Source organism: Halomonas campaniensis (assembly GCF_002211105.1).
In the GTDB taxonomy this organism is placed as follows: Bacteria; Pseudomonadota; Gammaproteobacteria; order Pseudomonadales; family Halomonadaceae; genus Vreelandella; species Vreelandella campaniensis_A.
Genome location: NZ_JPUA01000002.1, coordinates 50,575 through 67,004 on the forward strand (window position 1 = coordinate 50,575; position 16,430 = coordinate 67,004).

The following is a 16,430-nucleotide window of genomic DNA, read 5'->3' on the forward strand; positions in this document are numbered from 1 at the left end:
CGGAGAACACCATGGCACACACCCTTTCCTCACCGGTGGCGGCAGAGCAACACTTAGTCGGCAGTTGGCAATCTCGCCTACTGCGCAGCACGCTCAATAACCGCAGCTTAACCATAGGATTATTGATCATCACTTCACTAGGGATTGTGGCGCTTCTGGCCCCTTGGCTAGCCCCTCATGATCCCTATTTACAGAATACCGCTAACCGCATGGTGCCACCTATTTGGCACGAAACCGGTAGCTGGACGCACCCATTAGGCACCGACCGCCTCGGCCGTGACTATCTGAGCCGACTGATTTATGGCACCCGAATTTCACTCTTTATCGGGCTGGTGGTGGCGCTGATTTCAGGGCTGATTGGTACCACTCTGGGCGTGCTGGCAGGCTACTTCGGCGGTCGCGTTGATGCCGTAGTGAGCTACCTGCTCACCACTCGCCTTGCTATGCCCGTGGTATTGGTAGCCCTGGCCATGGCCTCGCTGATGGGCGGTTCGATGCTAACCGTCACGTTGCTGCTGGGGCTGCTGCTATGGGATCGCTTTGCAGTCGTTGCCCGCTCGGCGACTCAGCAATTGCGCGATGCCGAGTACGTACAGGCTGCCCAGGCACTGGGCTGTCCGCTGCCGTATATTTTGCTGCGCGAAGTGCTGCCCAATATTGCCGGTGCTCTCATCGTGGTGGCCACGCTTGAGGTCGCCAACGCCATTTTGCTCGAAGCAACGCTGTCGTTTCTGGGCATGGGCGTGCAGCCACCATCGCCCTCCTGGGGGCTGATGATCGCCGAAGGCAAAGCCTATATGTTCTTTCAGCCCTGGGTGATTACGATTCCCGGCAGCGCGCTATTTATTCTAGTGCTGGCGATTAACTTGCTAGGCGATGGACTGCGCGATCTCAGCGCACCAGGAGGCCGCAATGAGTAATCTCTCCTCAGCTGAGCGCTCAACAGCACCAGCCTCACCACTGCTCACCGTAAAACAGCTGCGCGTCGACTTGCCGGTAGCAAAAGGTACCCTTCACGCCGTGCGGGGAATCGACTTCCACGTTGAACGGGGTGAAATGCTCTGCCTGGTGGGCGAATCGGGCTGTGGCAAGTCCATGACGTCGCTTGCATTAATGGGACTGCTACCGCGCAAAGCGCAGATCAACGCCGACTGCCTCAACTTTGACGGCGTTGATCTGCTGACGGTTTCCGATCGCGAGCGCAGCAACCTGCGCGGTGCGCGCATGGCGATGATTTTCCAAGAGCCCATGACCGCCCTCAACCCCGCCTACACCCTGGGCAATCAGCTCTGCGAAGCCCTGCGCCGCCATCAGAGTGTATCGCGTAAAGCGGCCCACGACCGCGCCCTCTATTTGCTTAAACGAGTAGGCATCAGCGCCGCCGAAGAGCGTATGCGCCAATACCCCCACCAGCTTTCGGGCGGGCTGCGCCAACGGGTCATGATCGCCATGGCGCTAATGTGCGAACCCGATTTGATCATTGCAGATGAACCCACCACAGCTCTAGACGTTACGATTCAGGCGCAAATCCTGCACCTGCTGCGCGACCTGCAGCAGGAGTTTGGCACGGCGGTTATCTTCATCACCCATGATCTAGGCGTCGTCGCACGCATCGCCGATCGGGTTGCCGTGATGTATGCCGGTGAAGTGATTGAAACCGCCTCTGCCCAGGCGCTCTTTCAAGCCCCTAGCCACCCCTACACCCAAGGATTACTGCGCTGCATACCGACACCCGGAAAAACGCTGCCGGGCAGCCGTTTGCAGGCTATTCCAGGGGTAGTGCCCAACTTGGTAGAGAAAGTTGACGGTTGCGCCTTTTGTAATCGCTGCGACCAAGCGGATGAGCTTTGTCACACCACACCGCCCTTGCAAACCGTCGCAGATGGTCACTTGTCGCGCTGCCACTTTGCTCATCAGCTATCAAACCCAGCGCAGCTAAACGCTCAGGAGGTAACGCTATGAGCAGTGCCGAAATCCCTGTTGACCCGCTTGCCCTTGAGCTCTGCGCGCTGTCCAAAACATTCAAACTGGGCGGCGGGATGCTGCATAAAAGCCGTACCTTAAAAGCCGTCAACGATGTATCGCTGCGCGTTCCCCGCGGTCAGGTGATGGGGCTGGTGGGCGAATCAGGCTGCGGTAAAAGCACCCTGGCCAAAATGCTGCTGGGGCTGACGCCCCCTAGCGCAGGCGATGTGCTGATCAATGGCAAAGCGATTGTTAACGCTAACCAAAAGGCACTGGCCCGCCATATACAGCCAATTTTCCAGGATCCTTACTCATCACTGAACCCCCGCCAGCGGATTGCCCAGATCGTTGGCCTACCGCTGCGTATTCATGCCATCGGCACCCCCAAGGAGCAGGCCGTAAAAGTCGAGGAGATGCTCGAGTTGGTCGGGCTGCCCAAACGCGCGGCCCAGCAATACCCAGGGCAAATGTCTGGCGGGCAGCGCCAGCGGGTGGCGATTGCCCGGGCACTGATTATGCGCCCTGACCTGGTGATTTGTGACGAGCCCACTTCCGCACTGGATGTGTCGGTTCAGGCCCAGATTCTCAATCTCCTGCTCGACCTTAAAGATGAGTTTGGTCTTACCTATCTGTTTATAAGCCACGACCTCGCCGTGGTGGAACATTTGGCGGATCGGCTGGCGGTGATGTACCTGGGGCAAATTGTCGAAGAGGGTACCCGTGAACAAATCTTCACCGCGCCCCGCCACCCTTACACCCAAGCGCTGCTGGCCTCTGCGCTGACCCCAGAGCCTGGCTTGGGCGTGCCTGATATCGGCCTTGGGGCGGGGCAACCCGACCCTACACAGCCACCTTCGGGCTGTGCCTTCCACCCTCGATGCCCCGTTGCTCAGCCCACATGCTCACAGCAGGCGCCAACGCTGAGCGCTATTGCTCAGACGTCTGCTCAGGCGACTCGTCACGGCAATCAGGCGCGTGTCGCCTGCCACTTTGCCTAACAGCGGTTAATTAACGCCTCACGTTAAAAGGAATAGTTATGTCGCGCCAACACGCCTTAGACAATGCCAAAGCCTATTTTGATAGTGGTGAGTTTTATGCTCAGCTTGCCCCGCGTATTGCCATCCGCAGTGAAAGCCAGGAATCGAATAGGCAGGAGGAACTGCACGCTTATCTGACGGAACAGATTATCCCAGACATTGAGCAGCTCGGTTTTACATGGGAAATCGTCAATAACCCGGTGGCAGGGTTTGGGCCCTTTCTTCTCGCGGAAAGAGTTGAGCCAGAGGCCGCCTTCAGCGTATTAACCTACGGCCATGGCGATGTAATACGTGGCTATGATGACCAGTGGGCCGACGGGCTGTCACCTTGGCAAATCACCCAGCGGGGGGATCGCTGGTATGGCCGTGGCACCGCCGATAACAAAGGCCAACACACGATTAATTTAGCCGCCCTGGGCTGTGTGCTAAAAGCCAACGGAGGGCATCTGGGCTATAACGTGAAGCTGGTGCTGGAGATGGGCGAAGAGACCGGATCGCCGGGGCTAAAAGAGGTCTGCCACCGCTACCGCGAGCGGCTGGCGGCCGATATGTTTATCGGTTCGGATGGCCCCCGTTTGAACGCTGACGCCCCCACGCTGTTTTTAGGCTCACGGGGCTCCTTCAATTTTGACCTTAAACTACAAGCCCGTGAAGGCGCACACCACTCGGGTAACTGGGGCGGCGTGCTCAAAAACCCTGCCGTGCGGTTAACCAATGCAATTGCCACCTTGGTAGATGCCAATGGAGTGATCCAGATTGAAGGGTTACGCCCAGCGCCGATACCCGACGCCGTGCGCCAAGCGCTTGCCTTACTCGAGGTAGGGGTTGGTGACAATGCCCCCGCCATCGACACCGACTGGGGGGAGCCAGGGCTATCCCCCGCTGAGCGCCTGTTTGGCTGGAACACGCTAGAAGTGCTCGCCATGAAGGCAGGCAACCCGGATGCCCCGGCCAATGCGATTCCACCCCACGCCTACGCCCACTGCCAGCTGCGTTATGTGGTGGGCAGTGACCAGGATAACTTTTTAGCCCATTTGCGCCACCACCTGGATCAACACGGCTATAGCGATATTGAAGTGAGCGCGGCGCGCATGTCACAGATGAATGCGACGCGGCTTGATCCTGAAGACCCCTGGGTGAGCTGGGCGTTAACCTCAATGCAGCTATCGACCCATAAAACGCCCACGCTGTTACCTAACCTGGGCGGCTCGTTACCCAACGATGTATTTGCCGAGACGCTGGGCTTACCCACACTATGGGTTCCCCACTCCTACCCCTCCTGTTCGCAACACGCCCCCGATGAACACCTGTTGGGAAGCATTGCCTCAGAAGCGCTTATATTAATGGCAGGGCTATTCTGGGATTTGAGTGCCCAAGGTGCAGAGATTCATAAGGAGCGAGCGTCATGCAAGAGCCACTAATACAACAAGCCTGCGATTGGCTGGAGGGACAGCAGCAGGCAATGGTTGACTGCTTAGCGGCCCTGGTCAATATCGACTCCAATAGCTACGACAAAGCGGGTAACGATGAGGTGGCTGACCTGATTACCCAGTGGCTCGAACAGGATGGCATCACGGTGATACGCCACCAACGCCCCGACTCAGGCGATATTTTAGAGGCCCAACTGGGTGAGGCTGGCCAAGGCCATGCGCTACTTATGGGCCACCGGGATACGGTTTTTCCTACCGGCACAGTGGCGGGCCGAGGCTATAGCCAAAAAGAGAACCTTGGCTTTGGCCCTGGCGTTGCCGATATGAAAAGCGGCCTGGTGATGAACTGCTTTGTACTGCGCGCGCTAAGCCGTCTGCCCAACTGCCCGCTGCCCGTTCGCGCCCTGTTTACCGCCGATGAGGAGATTGGCTCGCCGGATGGACGGCCGTTTATTGAGGCTGCGGCAGAGGGGGCACGTGCCGTATTGAACGTCGAGCCTGGGCGCGTCAGCGGCAATGTGGTCACGGGCCGAAAAGGGGGCGCTGGTTTTTTAATCAACGTCACCGGCAAAGCCGCCCACTCCGGCGTGAGCCATGCCGATGGTGCCAGCGCCATCGAAACACTCGCCCGCAAGATCATCAAACTGCATGCGCTGACCGATTACGAGGCAGGCATAACCACCAATGTGGGCACTGTCACTGGCGGCGTATCTCGCAACACCGTCGCGCCTTCGGCTTCTGCTCAGTTGGATGTCCGTTTTGTTACCACAGCGCAACGTGACCAGCTTTATCTAGCCATTGAGGCGATAATCGCCGAGCCTGATATTCCCGGCACGCTAGCCACCATCGAGCAGACATCGGAGTTCTTCCCGCTTGAAGAGCGTATGAGCAGCGCGCTGTTTGCGCTTTATCAATCGCAAGCTAAAGCGATCGGTTTTGCTGTCGATGGCGAATTTACCGGCGGCTGTTCCGATGCGGGCTGGACGGCCAGCTTGGGCGTTCCCACGCTGTGTGGCCTCGGCCCGGTCGGTGCGAAAATGCATACTGATGAGGAGTACTGCTTACTCGATACGCTGGTGCCGCGGACGCAAGCACTAACGGCTACTTTACTGAATTTACAACATATCTCAGCAGATCCTCGCTAGGCGGGTGGCGAAGTAACGGCTCGCCAGCTACCTTGAATAAGCAACGCTGCCACAGCGTTTCCATGGATTCGGAAGGAGATCACCATGCGCTATTCCACTATACGTTTCTCAACACCGCTTACCGCTATTGCCGCCTCGCTGCTGCTCGCTACCTCAGCGGCACAAGCGAATGAAACGCTTGATGTCGAGATGCATAAAGTCAGCACCGAGGGTAATGAAGAGTCAATCGGTACCGTATCCCTTGAGCATACGGATCACGGCTTACTGCTGACCCCTTCGCTAACGGATCTTGAACCCGGTGTTTACGGTTTTCACGTTCACCAGAACGCCAGCTGCGATCCTGCCGAGAATGACGACGGCGAAATGACCGCTGCTTTCGCGGCGGGCGGTCACTATGACCCCGAAGAAACCGGCACCCACCAGGGCCCCTATGGCGAAGGCCATTTAGGCGACCTACCTGTGCTGACGGTTAATGAAGATGGCGAAGCTAACCTACCGGTTTTGGCACCGCGCTTGAGCATGGAAGATATGCCAGGTCGCAGCATCATGATTCATGAAGGTGGCGACACCTACAAAGATGAGCCCCATCTTGGCGGCGGTGGCACCCGTATGGCCTGTGGCGTCGTGGAATCTTAATGGGTGAAACTTTAAAAAAAGCTCATTGGTAAAAGCGGGGTCGTAAAACATCAGACGCCGCTGATAAGGGAAAACGGGCAGCTATGGCTGTCCGTTTTTTGTTTGCGGCCCACTAAAGTCTAACTGTGATTTTATAGCACTTATCTGTAAATTCAGCCCTGCTTAAGAAGTGCCTGCTTGTGTGCTCATTGGCATGCTCGCCCATCCCCTTACTGCTCTAGGTACCTTAGATGATCACCTTTATTGTATCGATCCTGCTACTCATAGCGGGCTACTTTACCTATGGGAAGTTCGTTGAGCGCGTGTTTGTGACTAACCGTAAACGCCAGACGCCCGCCTTCAGCATGCGCGACAACATCGACTATGTGCCGATGAACACCACGCGCAACTCGCTTATCCAGTTACTAAATATTGCCGGTGTTGGCCCTATTTTTGGCCCGATCCTCGGCGCGCTGTATGGCCCGGTCGCCTTTGTGTGGATTGTGATTGGCTGCATCTTTGCTGGTGCCGTGCATGATTACCTGACCGGTATGATCTCGATCCGTAACCACGGAGCCCATTTACCGCAACTGGCCGGTAAGTTCCTGGGTAAAGCGATGAAGCACGTCGTCAATGGCTTCGCGATTCTGCTGCTTCTGCTGGTCGGTACGGTCTTTGTGACCTCCCCCGCGGCGCTGTTGGCCAATATGACCTCGCTGTCGCTGACACTGATCGTTGTCGCCATCTTTATTTACTACCTGATCGCCACGCTGCTGCCGATTGATAAGGTCATTGGCCGTATCTATCCCTACTTTGGCGCCCTGCTGCTGTTCAGCGCTGCAGGTATCGGTATTGGCCTGGTGGTCACCGGCGCTCCGATCCCCGAGCTCTCGTTCCAGAACATGCACCCTGATGCCGCACCAATCTTCCCGCTGCTGTTTTTAACCATCTCCTGCGGCGCGCTTTCCGGTTTTCACGCCACCCAAACGCCGATTATTTCCCGCACCACGCAAAACGAAACCAACGGGCGCAAAATCTTCTACGGCATGATGATCACCGAAGGCATTATCGCGATGATCTGGGCAGCCGCTGCCATGAGCCTGTTCTACGGCGACCAGTCGCTCTCTGATGTACTGGCTGCTGGTGGCCCTGCAGCAGTGGTGAGTGAAGTGTCTACCACCATGCTCGGTGCGGTAGGTGGCACCCTGGCCGTACTCGGCGTTATTGTGCTGCCGATCACCTCGGGCGATACCGCTTTCCGCAGCGCGCGGATGATTATCGCTGACTATATTAAGGTCGATCAAAAGCCGATCGTTAAGCGCATCATGGTCGCTCTGCCGCTGTTTGTGGTGTCCTATGCGCTAACCCATATGGACTTCACACTGCTGTGGCGCTACTTCTCCTGGGCCAACCAAACCACCGCCGTGATCGCGCTATGGGTGGGCACTATGTACCTGGTGCTGTCGCGTAAGCCTCACTGGATTACCTCGATCCCCGCCACCTTTATGACCATGGCAACGTTCACCTACTTAGCCTACGCGCCGATCGGTTTTGGTCTGCCGCTGCAGCTAAGCTATGTGGTGGCGGCACTGGGTACACTAATCTGCATTGCGCTGTTTATGAAGCGTGTCCGCCGCTTGAGCCGGGCGACCTTTGCGGTAGACGAGCCAGCCGACAACTTCGGCACGCAAGAACCTCTCGCTGCCAACGCCGCAAAATAACCCGTTGCAAACCGGCCGCAGGTGCCGCTTGGCTACTAAAAAGCGCTGATTTTTCAGCGCTTTTTTTATATCTGTTGATTACCTCTCAAGCTGTCGTTTGTCCTGCCACTAAACGCCTTAGGGCTATCCGTATTGCCGCCCAACAATCAAACGTTATATCATAACGATCATTTATAATTTACCGACCCCGCCAGAGATGTTGTCAATGTGCAGTGACTCCACGCTATCCGTACCTGAACCTGTCTTATCCGTGCGTGGCCTGGGCATTCAAATTGGCCGACAGCAGATCGTCGATGGGCTCTCCTTCGATGTGATGCCCGGCGAGCGTGTCTGCCTGCTAGGCGCGTCTGGGTCGGGTAAATCGTTCACTGCAAAAGCGGTATTAGGGCTCTTACCGCCTCATGCCCAAGTCGAAGGCAGCATTCGCATTCAAGGCCAAGAGGCGATTGCCCTTCCCGCCGCACGGCGCCGGGCAGAAACCCGCGTTTCGATGGTATTTCAAGACTCACTCTCAGCCCTTAATCCTCTGGTTTCCATTGGTTCCCAGTTACGCGAACCGTTTATCCGCCATCACGGCCTATCGCGCAAGGCTGCCACACAAGCGGCCATGGCGCTGCTGGCATCAATGGATCTTCCTGACCCCAAACGGTTAATCCAGCGGACACCCGCCGAGCTTTCCGGCGGCCAGCGCCAGAGGGTCTGCATTGCTCTGGCCATGGCGTGCAAAACCTCACTGATGGTGGCCGATGAGCCCACCACGGCACTGGATGTGGTCACTCAAGCCCAAGTGCTGAGCGCATTACGTGAGCATACCGGTCACTCGGGTACCGCCATGCTATTTATTACCCACGATCTGCACGCCGCCTCACAGCTATGCCAGCGAGCGGTGATTATTGAGCGCGGCGTGATGATCGAAAGCGGCGAGTTAGACACTTTGATTACCAACCCGCAGCACGCCTTTACCCAGGAACTGGTCGCCGCAGCGCATAACGTTCAACCGTCAACGCTAAGCCCTCAGGCAGCCACCGATGTTTTAACTCCAAACGATCTTTTGAAGAGCGCCTAGATGCCAAGCCCGTTGCTACCTATTGAAAGAGCCGCGTTTAATAGCAGCGAAGCGTTTCTCTGCACACACGGGCTCAATAAAAGCGTGTCCCTTCCCCGCGAGGTGTTTTGGCGAGCGGGCGAGCGCAAACGGATTATGCACGACATCGATCTGAGCCTTTATCCAGGCGAGCGGGTGGGGCTCGTGGGCGTTTCCGGTTCGGGCAAAACCACCCTGCTGCGCTCGCTGCTGGCGCTTGAAGCGCCCGATAGCGGATCGATTACTTGTCAGCATCGGCCCGTGCGCCCCGCCTCCACTGCCCAACTACGCTGGTACCGTCGGGCGGTTCAGTACATTCCCCAAGACCCGGCCTCGTCGCTCGATCCACGCATGAGCGTTCGCGCCCTGGTAAGTGAGCCGTTGATCCGGCTGCACGTCGATTGTGACCCTGACGAACGCGCGCGCGAAGCCCTGGCGCAGGTCGGCCTGGACGCGCCGTTTTTGGATCGCCAGCCCCATCAACTTTCCGGCGGCCAAGCGCAACGTGTGGCCATTGCCCGGGCAATTGCCACCCGCCCGCGCTTTTTGTTGGCCGATGAGCCACTTAGCGGTCTGGATCTACCGGTGCGCGCCCAGGTCATCAAGGTGCTGAAAAATCTCTGCGATGAGAATGGTACCGGGCTACTGATGGTGTCTCACGATTTATCGGTGGTCGCCCAACTGTGCCAGCGCACGCTGGTAATGCATGACGGCAATATCGTCGAAGACCGACCAACCGCGGGGCTATGGCGCACCCCCCGCCACCCGGCTACCTGGGCGCTAATCAATGCAGTCTCGCAGTTGCCCAAGTGCGCGCTCCCCGACTGCAATGCCGCGGAGGTTGAAGCGTTGGTGTAAATCCTCCACGCCGTTTTGATGCACCCCTTGAGCTGCATTGGGTGCGCTTGATGCAGTGCTTAACCATTTGCACACCGCAAGGCTGTGCCGTTGTTCATTTTCCCAGGTATGACTAGCCGCTTATTTTTAGGAGTCGTTACGATGTTACGCCGCTCGCTTCGCCTGTCTCTGCCCGTTGCCCTTGCCACGCCGCTACTGCTTGCCGGTTGTTTTGATGAACAGCGCGAGAGCACCTCTTCCGAAGCCGGTGAGCGTATTAGCGTGGCAATGCTACAACCACCGCGCTCTGGCTTAACGCCACTTTCCGACGATGCCTTTAAGCTATCCCGCTGGAGCACGGCGGAAACGCTGATTCGTCTGGATGCCAGCAGCGACCCCCAGCCGTTTCTGGCCACCGAGTGGGAACAGCTGGAGGCCAACACCTGGCGATTTGTGATTCGTGATGACGTTGCGTTTCATGATGGCACGCCACTAACCGCCAGCGATGTGGTGAACTCACTCACCGCCGCCACCCAGGCCGCCCCGAAACCGCGGATTCTAGACGGCGTGAACATGACCATCGAAGCCGATGGCGATAACGCGGTGATTGTGCGCACGGAAAAAGCTGACCCGCTAATCCCTAATCGCCTTTCAAGCCCGCAGTTGGCGATTCTAGCGGCCAGCGCTTACGGTGAAGATGGCCGGGTTAACCCCATTGAAGCGGGCACCGGCCCCTTCGTGTTAAAAGAGATCAACGGCACCACCAGCGCCCGGTTAGACCGCTTTGACGGCTACTGGGGCGAACCTGCCGCGGTGGCTGGCATTGACGCCGACTATGTGCCCGATGGCACCGCTCGGGCGGCCTCCCTGAGAACCGGCGCGGCCGATGTGGTGGAAGCCATCCCGGTCTCCCAGGTAGCGCTACTCGACCCTGAGTTGGTCTTTGAGGTGCCCATGCCGCGCACCAATACGCTTTACCTGAATACCGAATCAGGCCCCATGAGCGACCCCGGCCTGCGCGCCGCCGCCCGTGAAGCAATTGACCGCCCCGCTATCGTCAACACTGTTTACGAAGGCCGCGCCGATATCGCCGAAGGGCTACTCGGCCCCGCACTGGCCTGGGCAAGCGACTACCGCTCTCCGATTGAGGATCGCACTGCGCCCACCGATCCCAACGGTACCGAGATCACCCTGGCAACGTTTACCGACCGCGCCGAGCTACCCGAAGTGGCGGTACTGCTTGAACAACAGCTGACCCAAGCAGGCTTTAGCGTTAACCAGGAAGTGCGTGAGTACGCCCATATCGAAGCGGACGCCCTTGCCGGTGAGTTTGATGCCTTTATTCTCTCCCGAGCCACCGTCCTCGACTCCGGCGACCCGGTGGCTTATATGTTTAGCGACTTCGCCTGCGAAGGCTCCTTCAATATCGCCCAGCTGTGCGATCCGGCGGTGGATGAAGCGCTGGCCAAGGCGGCGGTACTGCCCACGGGCGACGAACGCCGTCAGGCAATCATTGCTGCTGAAGCCGCTATTTTGCGCACCGATGCAGCGATACCCATGCTGCATGAGCGCGTTATTCAGGGGGAATCTGCCCGAGTTACCAACGCAGAGCGTGACCCCCGCGAGCGTATGCTGATCACTGAGAAGACATCCATTGACGCCGACAGTGACTCCTGAGGGTACGCCGCGCATGACAACCGCAACACCGCTGCGCCTATGGCGCAGCTTGCGCATCGAACCCTTTATTCCGCTGCTGTCACGCCTGATAACATTAGCCTGCGTAGTGGTGCTGGTCGGGCTACTGCCGTGGTTATCCGGCCGGGATCCAGCGCTGAGCATTTTGCGGGCGCGCTCTGCCGAGCAGGAAGCGACGCCCGAGGCGCTAGCCGCTATTCGCGCCCAGCTGGGTTTGGATCTAGGCCCCTTCGAAAAGCTGCAGAGCTGGCTGATGGGGCTGCTGCAGGGCGATGCGGGTAACTCCTGGATTTCCGGCGCCCCTGTACTGCCGGGCATGCTAAAAAGCGCCCAGGTATCCCTCACCCTAATGGCGTTTGGTATGCTGGTGGCTGTCGTCACTGCTACGCTGATTTGTGTGCCCGTGGTGCGTCGTGGTTTAAATGGCCAGGTTAGCCGTTCATCCGGCGCGATTGGCGCCGCGCTCACGGCGCTGCCCGAGTTTCTGCTGGCCTCCATCCTGCTGGTGATCTTTGCTGCCTGGCTAAACTGGCTGCCGCCTTATGGGTGGCGTGGCCTCAGCTACGCGGTACTGCCTGCCTTTGCGCTAGGCCTTCCCGCGGGCGGCCTTCTGGGGCGGCTGTTTAGCGACGGTCTTGCAGCCACCTTCACCGAGCGCTGGGTTGCCACCTGGAACGTGGCGGGCTTTTCCCGCAGCCGGATTACCCTGGCAGCACTGCGCAGAACCCTGCCCAGCCTAATGCCCCAGGTGGGCATGGTGATGGTCGCCCTGACCGGCGGGGCCATTGCCGTCGAGCAGGTGTTTTCGATTCCCGGCCTTGGCCGAGCCACCCTGGGCGCCGCATCGGCCCAGGATATGCCTGCCCTACAAACCGGCATTCTGATCCTGCTGATTATCGCTATTGTATTGGGCAGCTTGGCCAACATCGGCCGCGCACTGCTACTAGGCCGGGCTTTTCGAGTCGGGGCGCTGCCAGTGGCACAGCACGAGCAAAGCGTTCAGCGCTGGGCATGGGTGGTGCCCGCCATCGCTATTATGCTGCTGGTGCTGCTGGTGGCAGCGGGGATTGGCCGCGACCCGTTTAGCTCAGCCTTTATGCGTTTACAGCCGCCCAGCCTGGCGTTGCCGCTGGGCGCCGACGGCACCGGCCGGGATATTCTGGCGCGGGTAGCCCATGGAGCGCTATCCACCATGGGGATGGCGACGGTCGTGGTGTTCTTTTCTTTGCTGCTAGGGTTACTGGTTGGCTTAGCCCCCCGGCTAGCCACCGGCCCGATTGAAATCACTAAAGCCACACCGCCTGCCATTGCAGGGCTTATCGTAGCGGGTGTGATGGGGCCAAGCGCCAGTGGGGCGATTATTGCGGTGACTGTCGTGGCCTGGGCGCCGCTGGCGGCCCACACCGCCGCCCTGGTCGCGGAAACCAAAGCCCAGCCCCATGTGCGCATCACACCGATCCTGGGCGTGGGCCACTTCCGCTTAATGAGCCGCTACATTTTGCCCGCCGTGCTTGGCCCGGTATTTCGCCACGCCATGCTGCGTTTGCCTGGGGTAGCACTGGCCTTGGCAGCCCTGGGCTTTCTTGGCCTTGGACCGCGCCCGCCTTCTCCCGAGTGGGGGCTGATACTGGCCGAAGGCATGCCCTACATCGAGCGCGCCCCCTGGGCGGTGCTGATCCCAGCGCTAGCGCTGATTTTGCTGTCGGTACTCGCGGTGTCGCTCTCCAGTCTTGCAGGCTCCCGCCGACCAGCGCGTTAGGCGAACAGAGCTCCCGCCCAGTTCTGTTTTCTACCTACCATTTTCTACCTACCATGCAAAACGGGCAGCCACTGGGCTGCCCGTTGCAACTGAACCACTACGCCATTACTCCAGTGGTATTGACCAGAAGTAGGTCTCGCCACTGCTGTCGTCGACACCGTCGTTGTCGCTGACCAGCCAGGCATGGCCCTGCTCATTGATGGCCATGCCTTCGATCTTGTCCACTACAAAACCATTGTAGCTGGCCAGATCGGGAATCAGGTCGCGCACGCGGTGTTTCTCAACCACCGGTAGCTCACCGCCTAGTGGCGCTGGTGCCAAGCCTTCCAAAGCGACCCGGGTCACCTGCTTGACCTGGGCATCTGCGCCGATGCGGTTGTCGCGCTCGATCAGATAGAGGTCGCCTTGGTAAGCGGTAATCTCAGACAGGCCGACCCAACCTTCATCGACACGATCCAGCGGGTAGTGAACAGCGCCCCACTCGCCACTGTCGAGATCGTAGCGCAGCAGCTTGGCCATGCCTTCGGGGTCATCCTTCCAGGGCCGCTGCACCGTCAGCCAGAGCTGATTATCGATCCGGGTAACGCCCTCCAACCCCCACTTGAGTGCCTGCTGGGCAAGCACCTCGGGTAGCGCAATACCCTGATCAATCTCGCCGTCAGCGCCAACATGATAGAGGGTGTTGGCAAGTCCTTTGTCATTGCCTTCGGAAGCGACCCAGAAGCCCCCTTCGCCATCGGTGGTGATGCCTTCCATATCAAGCCCCAGCGCAGGCTCACCATCACGGGTCACATCCAACGCAGCGGTAATCCGCGCAGGTGACGTGGAAGGATCAATGGTAAAAATGCGCGGCTGAGCGCTGTAGAAGCTGTCGTTGACCGCATAGAGCACGCCATTAGCGGCAACCATGCCAGACAGCGCCCCCCAGCCGATCAGCTCGTCACTGCCTGCCGAAGTGAGCGTGGGGTAGACCGCGGGCGAGTCCTGATACTGGTAGATCATGACATGGGAGCGCGGGCCGCCCTCTTCACCCAGATCAGTCTCGTTGGCGGTAGCCAGCAGACCGCGGCTGGGAATCGCCACCGCGCCTTCCGGGGAAAGACCCGAGGGGAGTAGTTGGCTGAGCTGAGGCTCGGCAGGGTTGCTAACTTCGTAAACAGCCACCAAAGAACCCCGCTCGGAGAGCAGGAATACATAGGGTGTGTCGTCAAAAACAGCAAACTCCATCCCTTCCGGCTCGCTGCCCTTGGCATCCGAGCGCTTATCGGGGTAGTGGCCAACCTCAATCACGGCGTGCTCGAAATCCGCCCCAGACTCATACACTAAGCGGCCGCTTTTATGAAAGATACTCCAGCCTCGGGAGCCGCCATCCATATCGCCCTCGTTAGCAATGGCAAAGTGATCGCTGTCAATCCACTGCAGCGCATCCGGCTCACGCAGCCGCTGAGCCTGCTGCTCGTTAAAGAGCAGCGCACCATCATCACTGGCATCAATCCCGTCCAGATCCACCGCCCCGGCGCTGAAGTGCGACACCACTTTGCCAGCATGGTCGATCACCGCCAGATGGTTATTCTCTTGCAGGGTGACCGCAATCTCACCTAAAGCATTGATATCGACAAACTCCGGCTCGGGATCCTCCGGGGCGATCTCGGCAAGCCCGGTCACATCGGCGTAGAGCAGGCTGTTACAGTTCACTTCTCCTGCATCATTGATCTCCACCAGAGCAACAGAGCCACCAGGCATCTGCGGAACACGACCGTCGCCGGCGTCTTCATCGCGCTCGTTCTCAATGGCCACAGCGACGAAACGCCCCTCTGGCGCCGCTGAGGCCACCACACTATCGGGCTGGCCGTTCAAGGGGCAGGAGGCAAGTATTTCACCGCTCTCGATGTCGATGGTGAGCAGTTGCCCGGAAGGCTCGCTATAAGAGACCGAGGTATTCACCCCGGCATAGGCGATATTGCCGAGCACCGTTACTGCGGTGGGCTCGCCACCGACATCAATATTGCCCAGCGGCTGCGGATTAGCGGGGTCGCTAATGTCGATGCGCCCGATCACGCCCAGCGGGCTGTCCGAGTAAACCAGCGTCATACCATCGCCGGAGGCAGCGATAATTTCCGCCGAGGTTTCGCGACTACGATCTTCGCCCTCCGCCATGTTACTGGGGATAGCGAAGCTGGCAATGCGGTTGAAGTGCTTATCCGCCGCGCTGACCGAATGTGAAGCAGCTAGCGTAATAGCAAGCGCCAATAGTGAGGGTGTACGTGTGAATATCATGATGGAGGTTGATTCCTTGCCTGAGCCGAAGAAACATCTGGTTATGTCATTAAACGTGCAGCATCAACTGGACTATCAAACAGCATGACCGTGTCAGGCTTATGACATTCGAACGCAGGTTTTCACAGGAAGTGGTAATAGAGCGGGGGTGCCGAAAGCGCCATGAGGCTTGAGATGTCGTAGAATGAACAAAGCCAGTCAGTGAGTACTGACTGGCTTCTGTGTATCTAATTTGGGTGTCTAGCTAGTGTGGGAGCCTAGCTTTTGTTAAGCGGGCAACAGCGGGTAACTTACTCGTCACCTGCCATCTGCATTTGGCGCTGCATATAGTTCTGGATGCCCACTTTGTCTATCAAACCAAGTTCGGTTTCGATATGGTCGATATGATCTTCTTCGTCGGCGAGCAGGTCACGCAGCATATCGCGGGTGACGTAATCCTTGACGCTTTCGCAGTAGGTGATCGCTTCAATGTAATCGTTGCGACCGTCGTGCTCGATTTTCAGATCGCTTTCGAGCATCTCTTTGACGTTTTCACCGATGTGCAGCTTGCCCAGATCCTGCAGATTAGGGATACCTTCTAGGAACAGGATGCGCTCGATGATCTTGTCAGCGTGCTGCATCTCTTCGATGGACTCATCGTATTCCCATTTGGCGAGGGCTTTCAGGCCCCAATCTTTGTACATTTTGGCGTGCAAAAAGTACTGATTGATCGCAACCAGTTCGTTGCCGAGCGCCTTATTAAGATGCTCAATAACTTTCGTATCACCTTTCATAACGTCACCTTTTCTACTGTAATGCTGATGTTTAATCTAGTTTAGACAATACGATCAAGCAGTTACGTTTGGAGAAGAGTATAGACGCAAAT

General features: G+C 58.1%; 13 protein-coding genes. 11 read left to right on the top strand and 2 right to left on the bottom strand.

Annotated features, from left to right (window positions below; genetic code table 11):
• Window positions 1-11 precede the first annotated feature (11 nt).
• From JI62_RS01045 to JI62_RS01095, 11 genes are all read left to right on the top strand, one after another.
• Entirely contained in the window at window positions 12-920 is a 909-nt protein-coding gene (locus JI62_RS01045) for an ABC transporter permease (protein WP_088698383.1), read from the top strand.
• Window positions 913-1,962 (top strand): ABC transporter ATP-binding protein, encoded by a 1,050-nt coding sequence (locus JI62_RS01050; protein WP_088698384.1) that lies wholly within the window; start codon window positions 913-915, stop codon window positions 1,960-1,962. Before JI62_RS01045 ends, JI62_RS01050 begins: the two co-directional genes overlap by 8 nt.
• Window positions 1,959-2,963, top strand: coding sequence for an ABC transporter ATP-binding protein (locus JI62_RS01055; protein WP_088698385.1), 1,005 nt, complete (start codon window positions 1,959-1,961; stop codon window positions 2,961-2,963). The genes JI62_RS01050 and JI62_RS01055 overlap by 4 nt, the downstream gene beginning before the upstream one ends.
• A 38-nt stretch (window positions 2,964-3,001) precedes the next feature.
• Complete coding sequence (locus tag JI62_RS01060) at window positions 3,002-4,423, top strand: M20 family metallopeptidase (RefSeq protein WP_088698386.1); 1,422 nt, start codon at window positions 3,002-3,004, stop codon at window positions 4,421-4,423.
• Window positions 4,408-5,577, top strand: coding sequence for a M20 family metallopeptidase (locus JI62_RS01065; RefSeq protein ID WP_088698387.1), 1,170 nt, complete (start codon window positions 4,408-4,410; stop codon window positions 5,575-5,577). Before JI62_RS01060 ends, JI62_RS01065 begins: the two co-directional genes overlap by 16 nt.
• Window positions 5,578-5,661: 84 nt before the next feature.
• The gene (gene sodC, locus JI62_RS01070; protein WP_088698388.1) at window positions 5,662-6,213 is read left to right on the top strand and encodes a superoxide dismutase family protein; all 552 of its coding nucleotides are present in this window, start codon (window positions 5,662-5,664) and stop codon (window positions 6,211-6,213) included.
• A gap of 230 nt (window positions 6,214-6,443) precedes the next feature.
• Window positions 6,444-7,913, top strand: coding sequence for a carbon starvation CstA family protein (locus tag JI62_RS01075; protein WP_088698389.1), 1,470 nt, complete (start codon window positions 6,444-6,446; stop codon window positions 7,911-7,913).
• A gap of 205 nt (window positions 7,914-8,118) precedes the next feature.
• On the top strand, window positions 8,119-8,979 hold the full coding sequence (locus JI62_RS01080; RefSeq protein WP_088698390.1) for an ATP-binding cassette domain-containing protein: 861 nt from the start codon (window positions 8,119-8,121) through the stop codon (window positions 8,977-8,979).
• A complete protein-coding gene (locus JI62_RS01085) occupies window positions 8,980-9,855 on the top strand; it encodes an ABC transporter ATP-binding protein (protein WP_088698391.1) in 876 nt (291 codons plus the stop codon).
• Between the two features lie 141 nt (window positions 9,856-9,996).
• Complete coding sequence (locus JI62_RS01090; protein WP_088698392.1) at window positions 9,997-11,511, top strand: ABC transporter substrate-binding protein; 1,515 nt, start codon at window positions 9,997-9,999, stop codon at window positions 11,509-11,511.
• A gap of 13 nt (window positions 11,512-11,524) precedes the next feature.
• Window positions 11,525-13,288 (top strand): ABC transporter permease subunit, encoded by a 1,764-nt coding sequence (locus tag JI62_RS01095; RefSeq protein ID WP_088698393.1) that lies wholly within the window; start codon window positions 11,525-11,527, stop codon window positions 13,286-13,288.
• Between the two features lie 105 nt (window positions 13,289-13,393).
• Here the strand turns inward: JI62_RS01095 and JI62_RS01100 are convergent, their stop codons facing one another.
• Together JI62_RS01100 and bfr are read right to left on the bottom strand one after the other, a co-directional pair.
• Window positions 13,394-15,565: an esterase-like activity of phytase family protein gene (locus JI62_RS01100; RefSeq protein WP_088698394.1), complete on the bottom strand. Its 2,172-nt coding sequence runs from the start codon at window positions 15,563-15,565 to the stop codon at window positions 13,394-13,396.
• A 290-nt stretch (window positions 15,566-15,855) separates the two neighbouring features.
• The gene (gene bfr / locus JI62_RS01105) at window positions 15,856-16,338 is read right to left on the bottom strand and encodes a bacterioferritin (RefSeq protein ID WP_009288515.1); all 483 of its coding nucleotides are present in this window, start codon (window positions 16,336-16,338) and stop codon (window positions 15,856-15,858) included.
• Window positions 16,339-16,430: the final 92 nt, after the last annotated feature.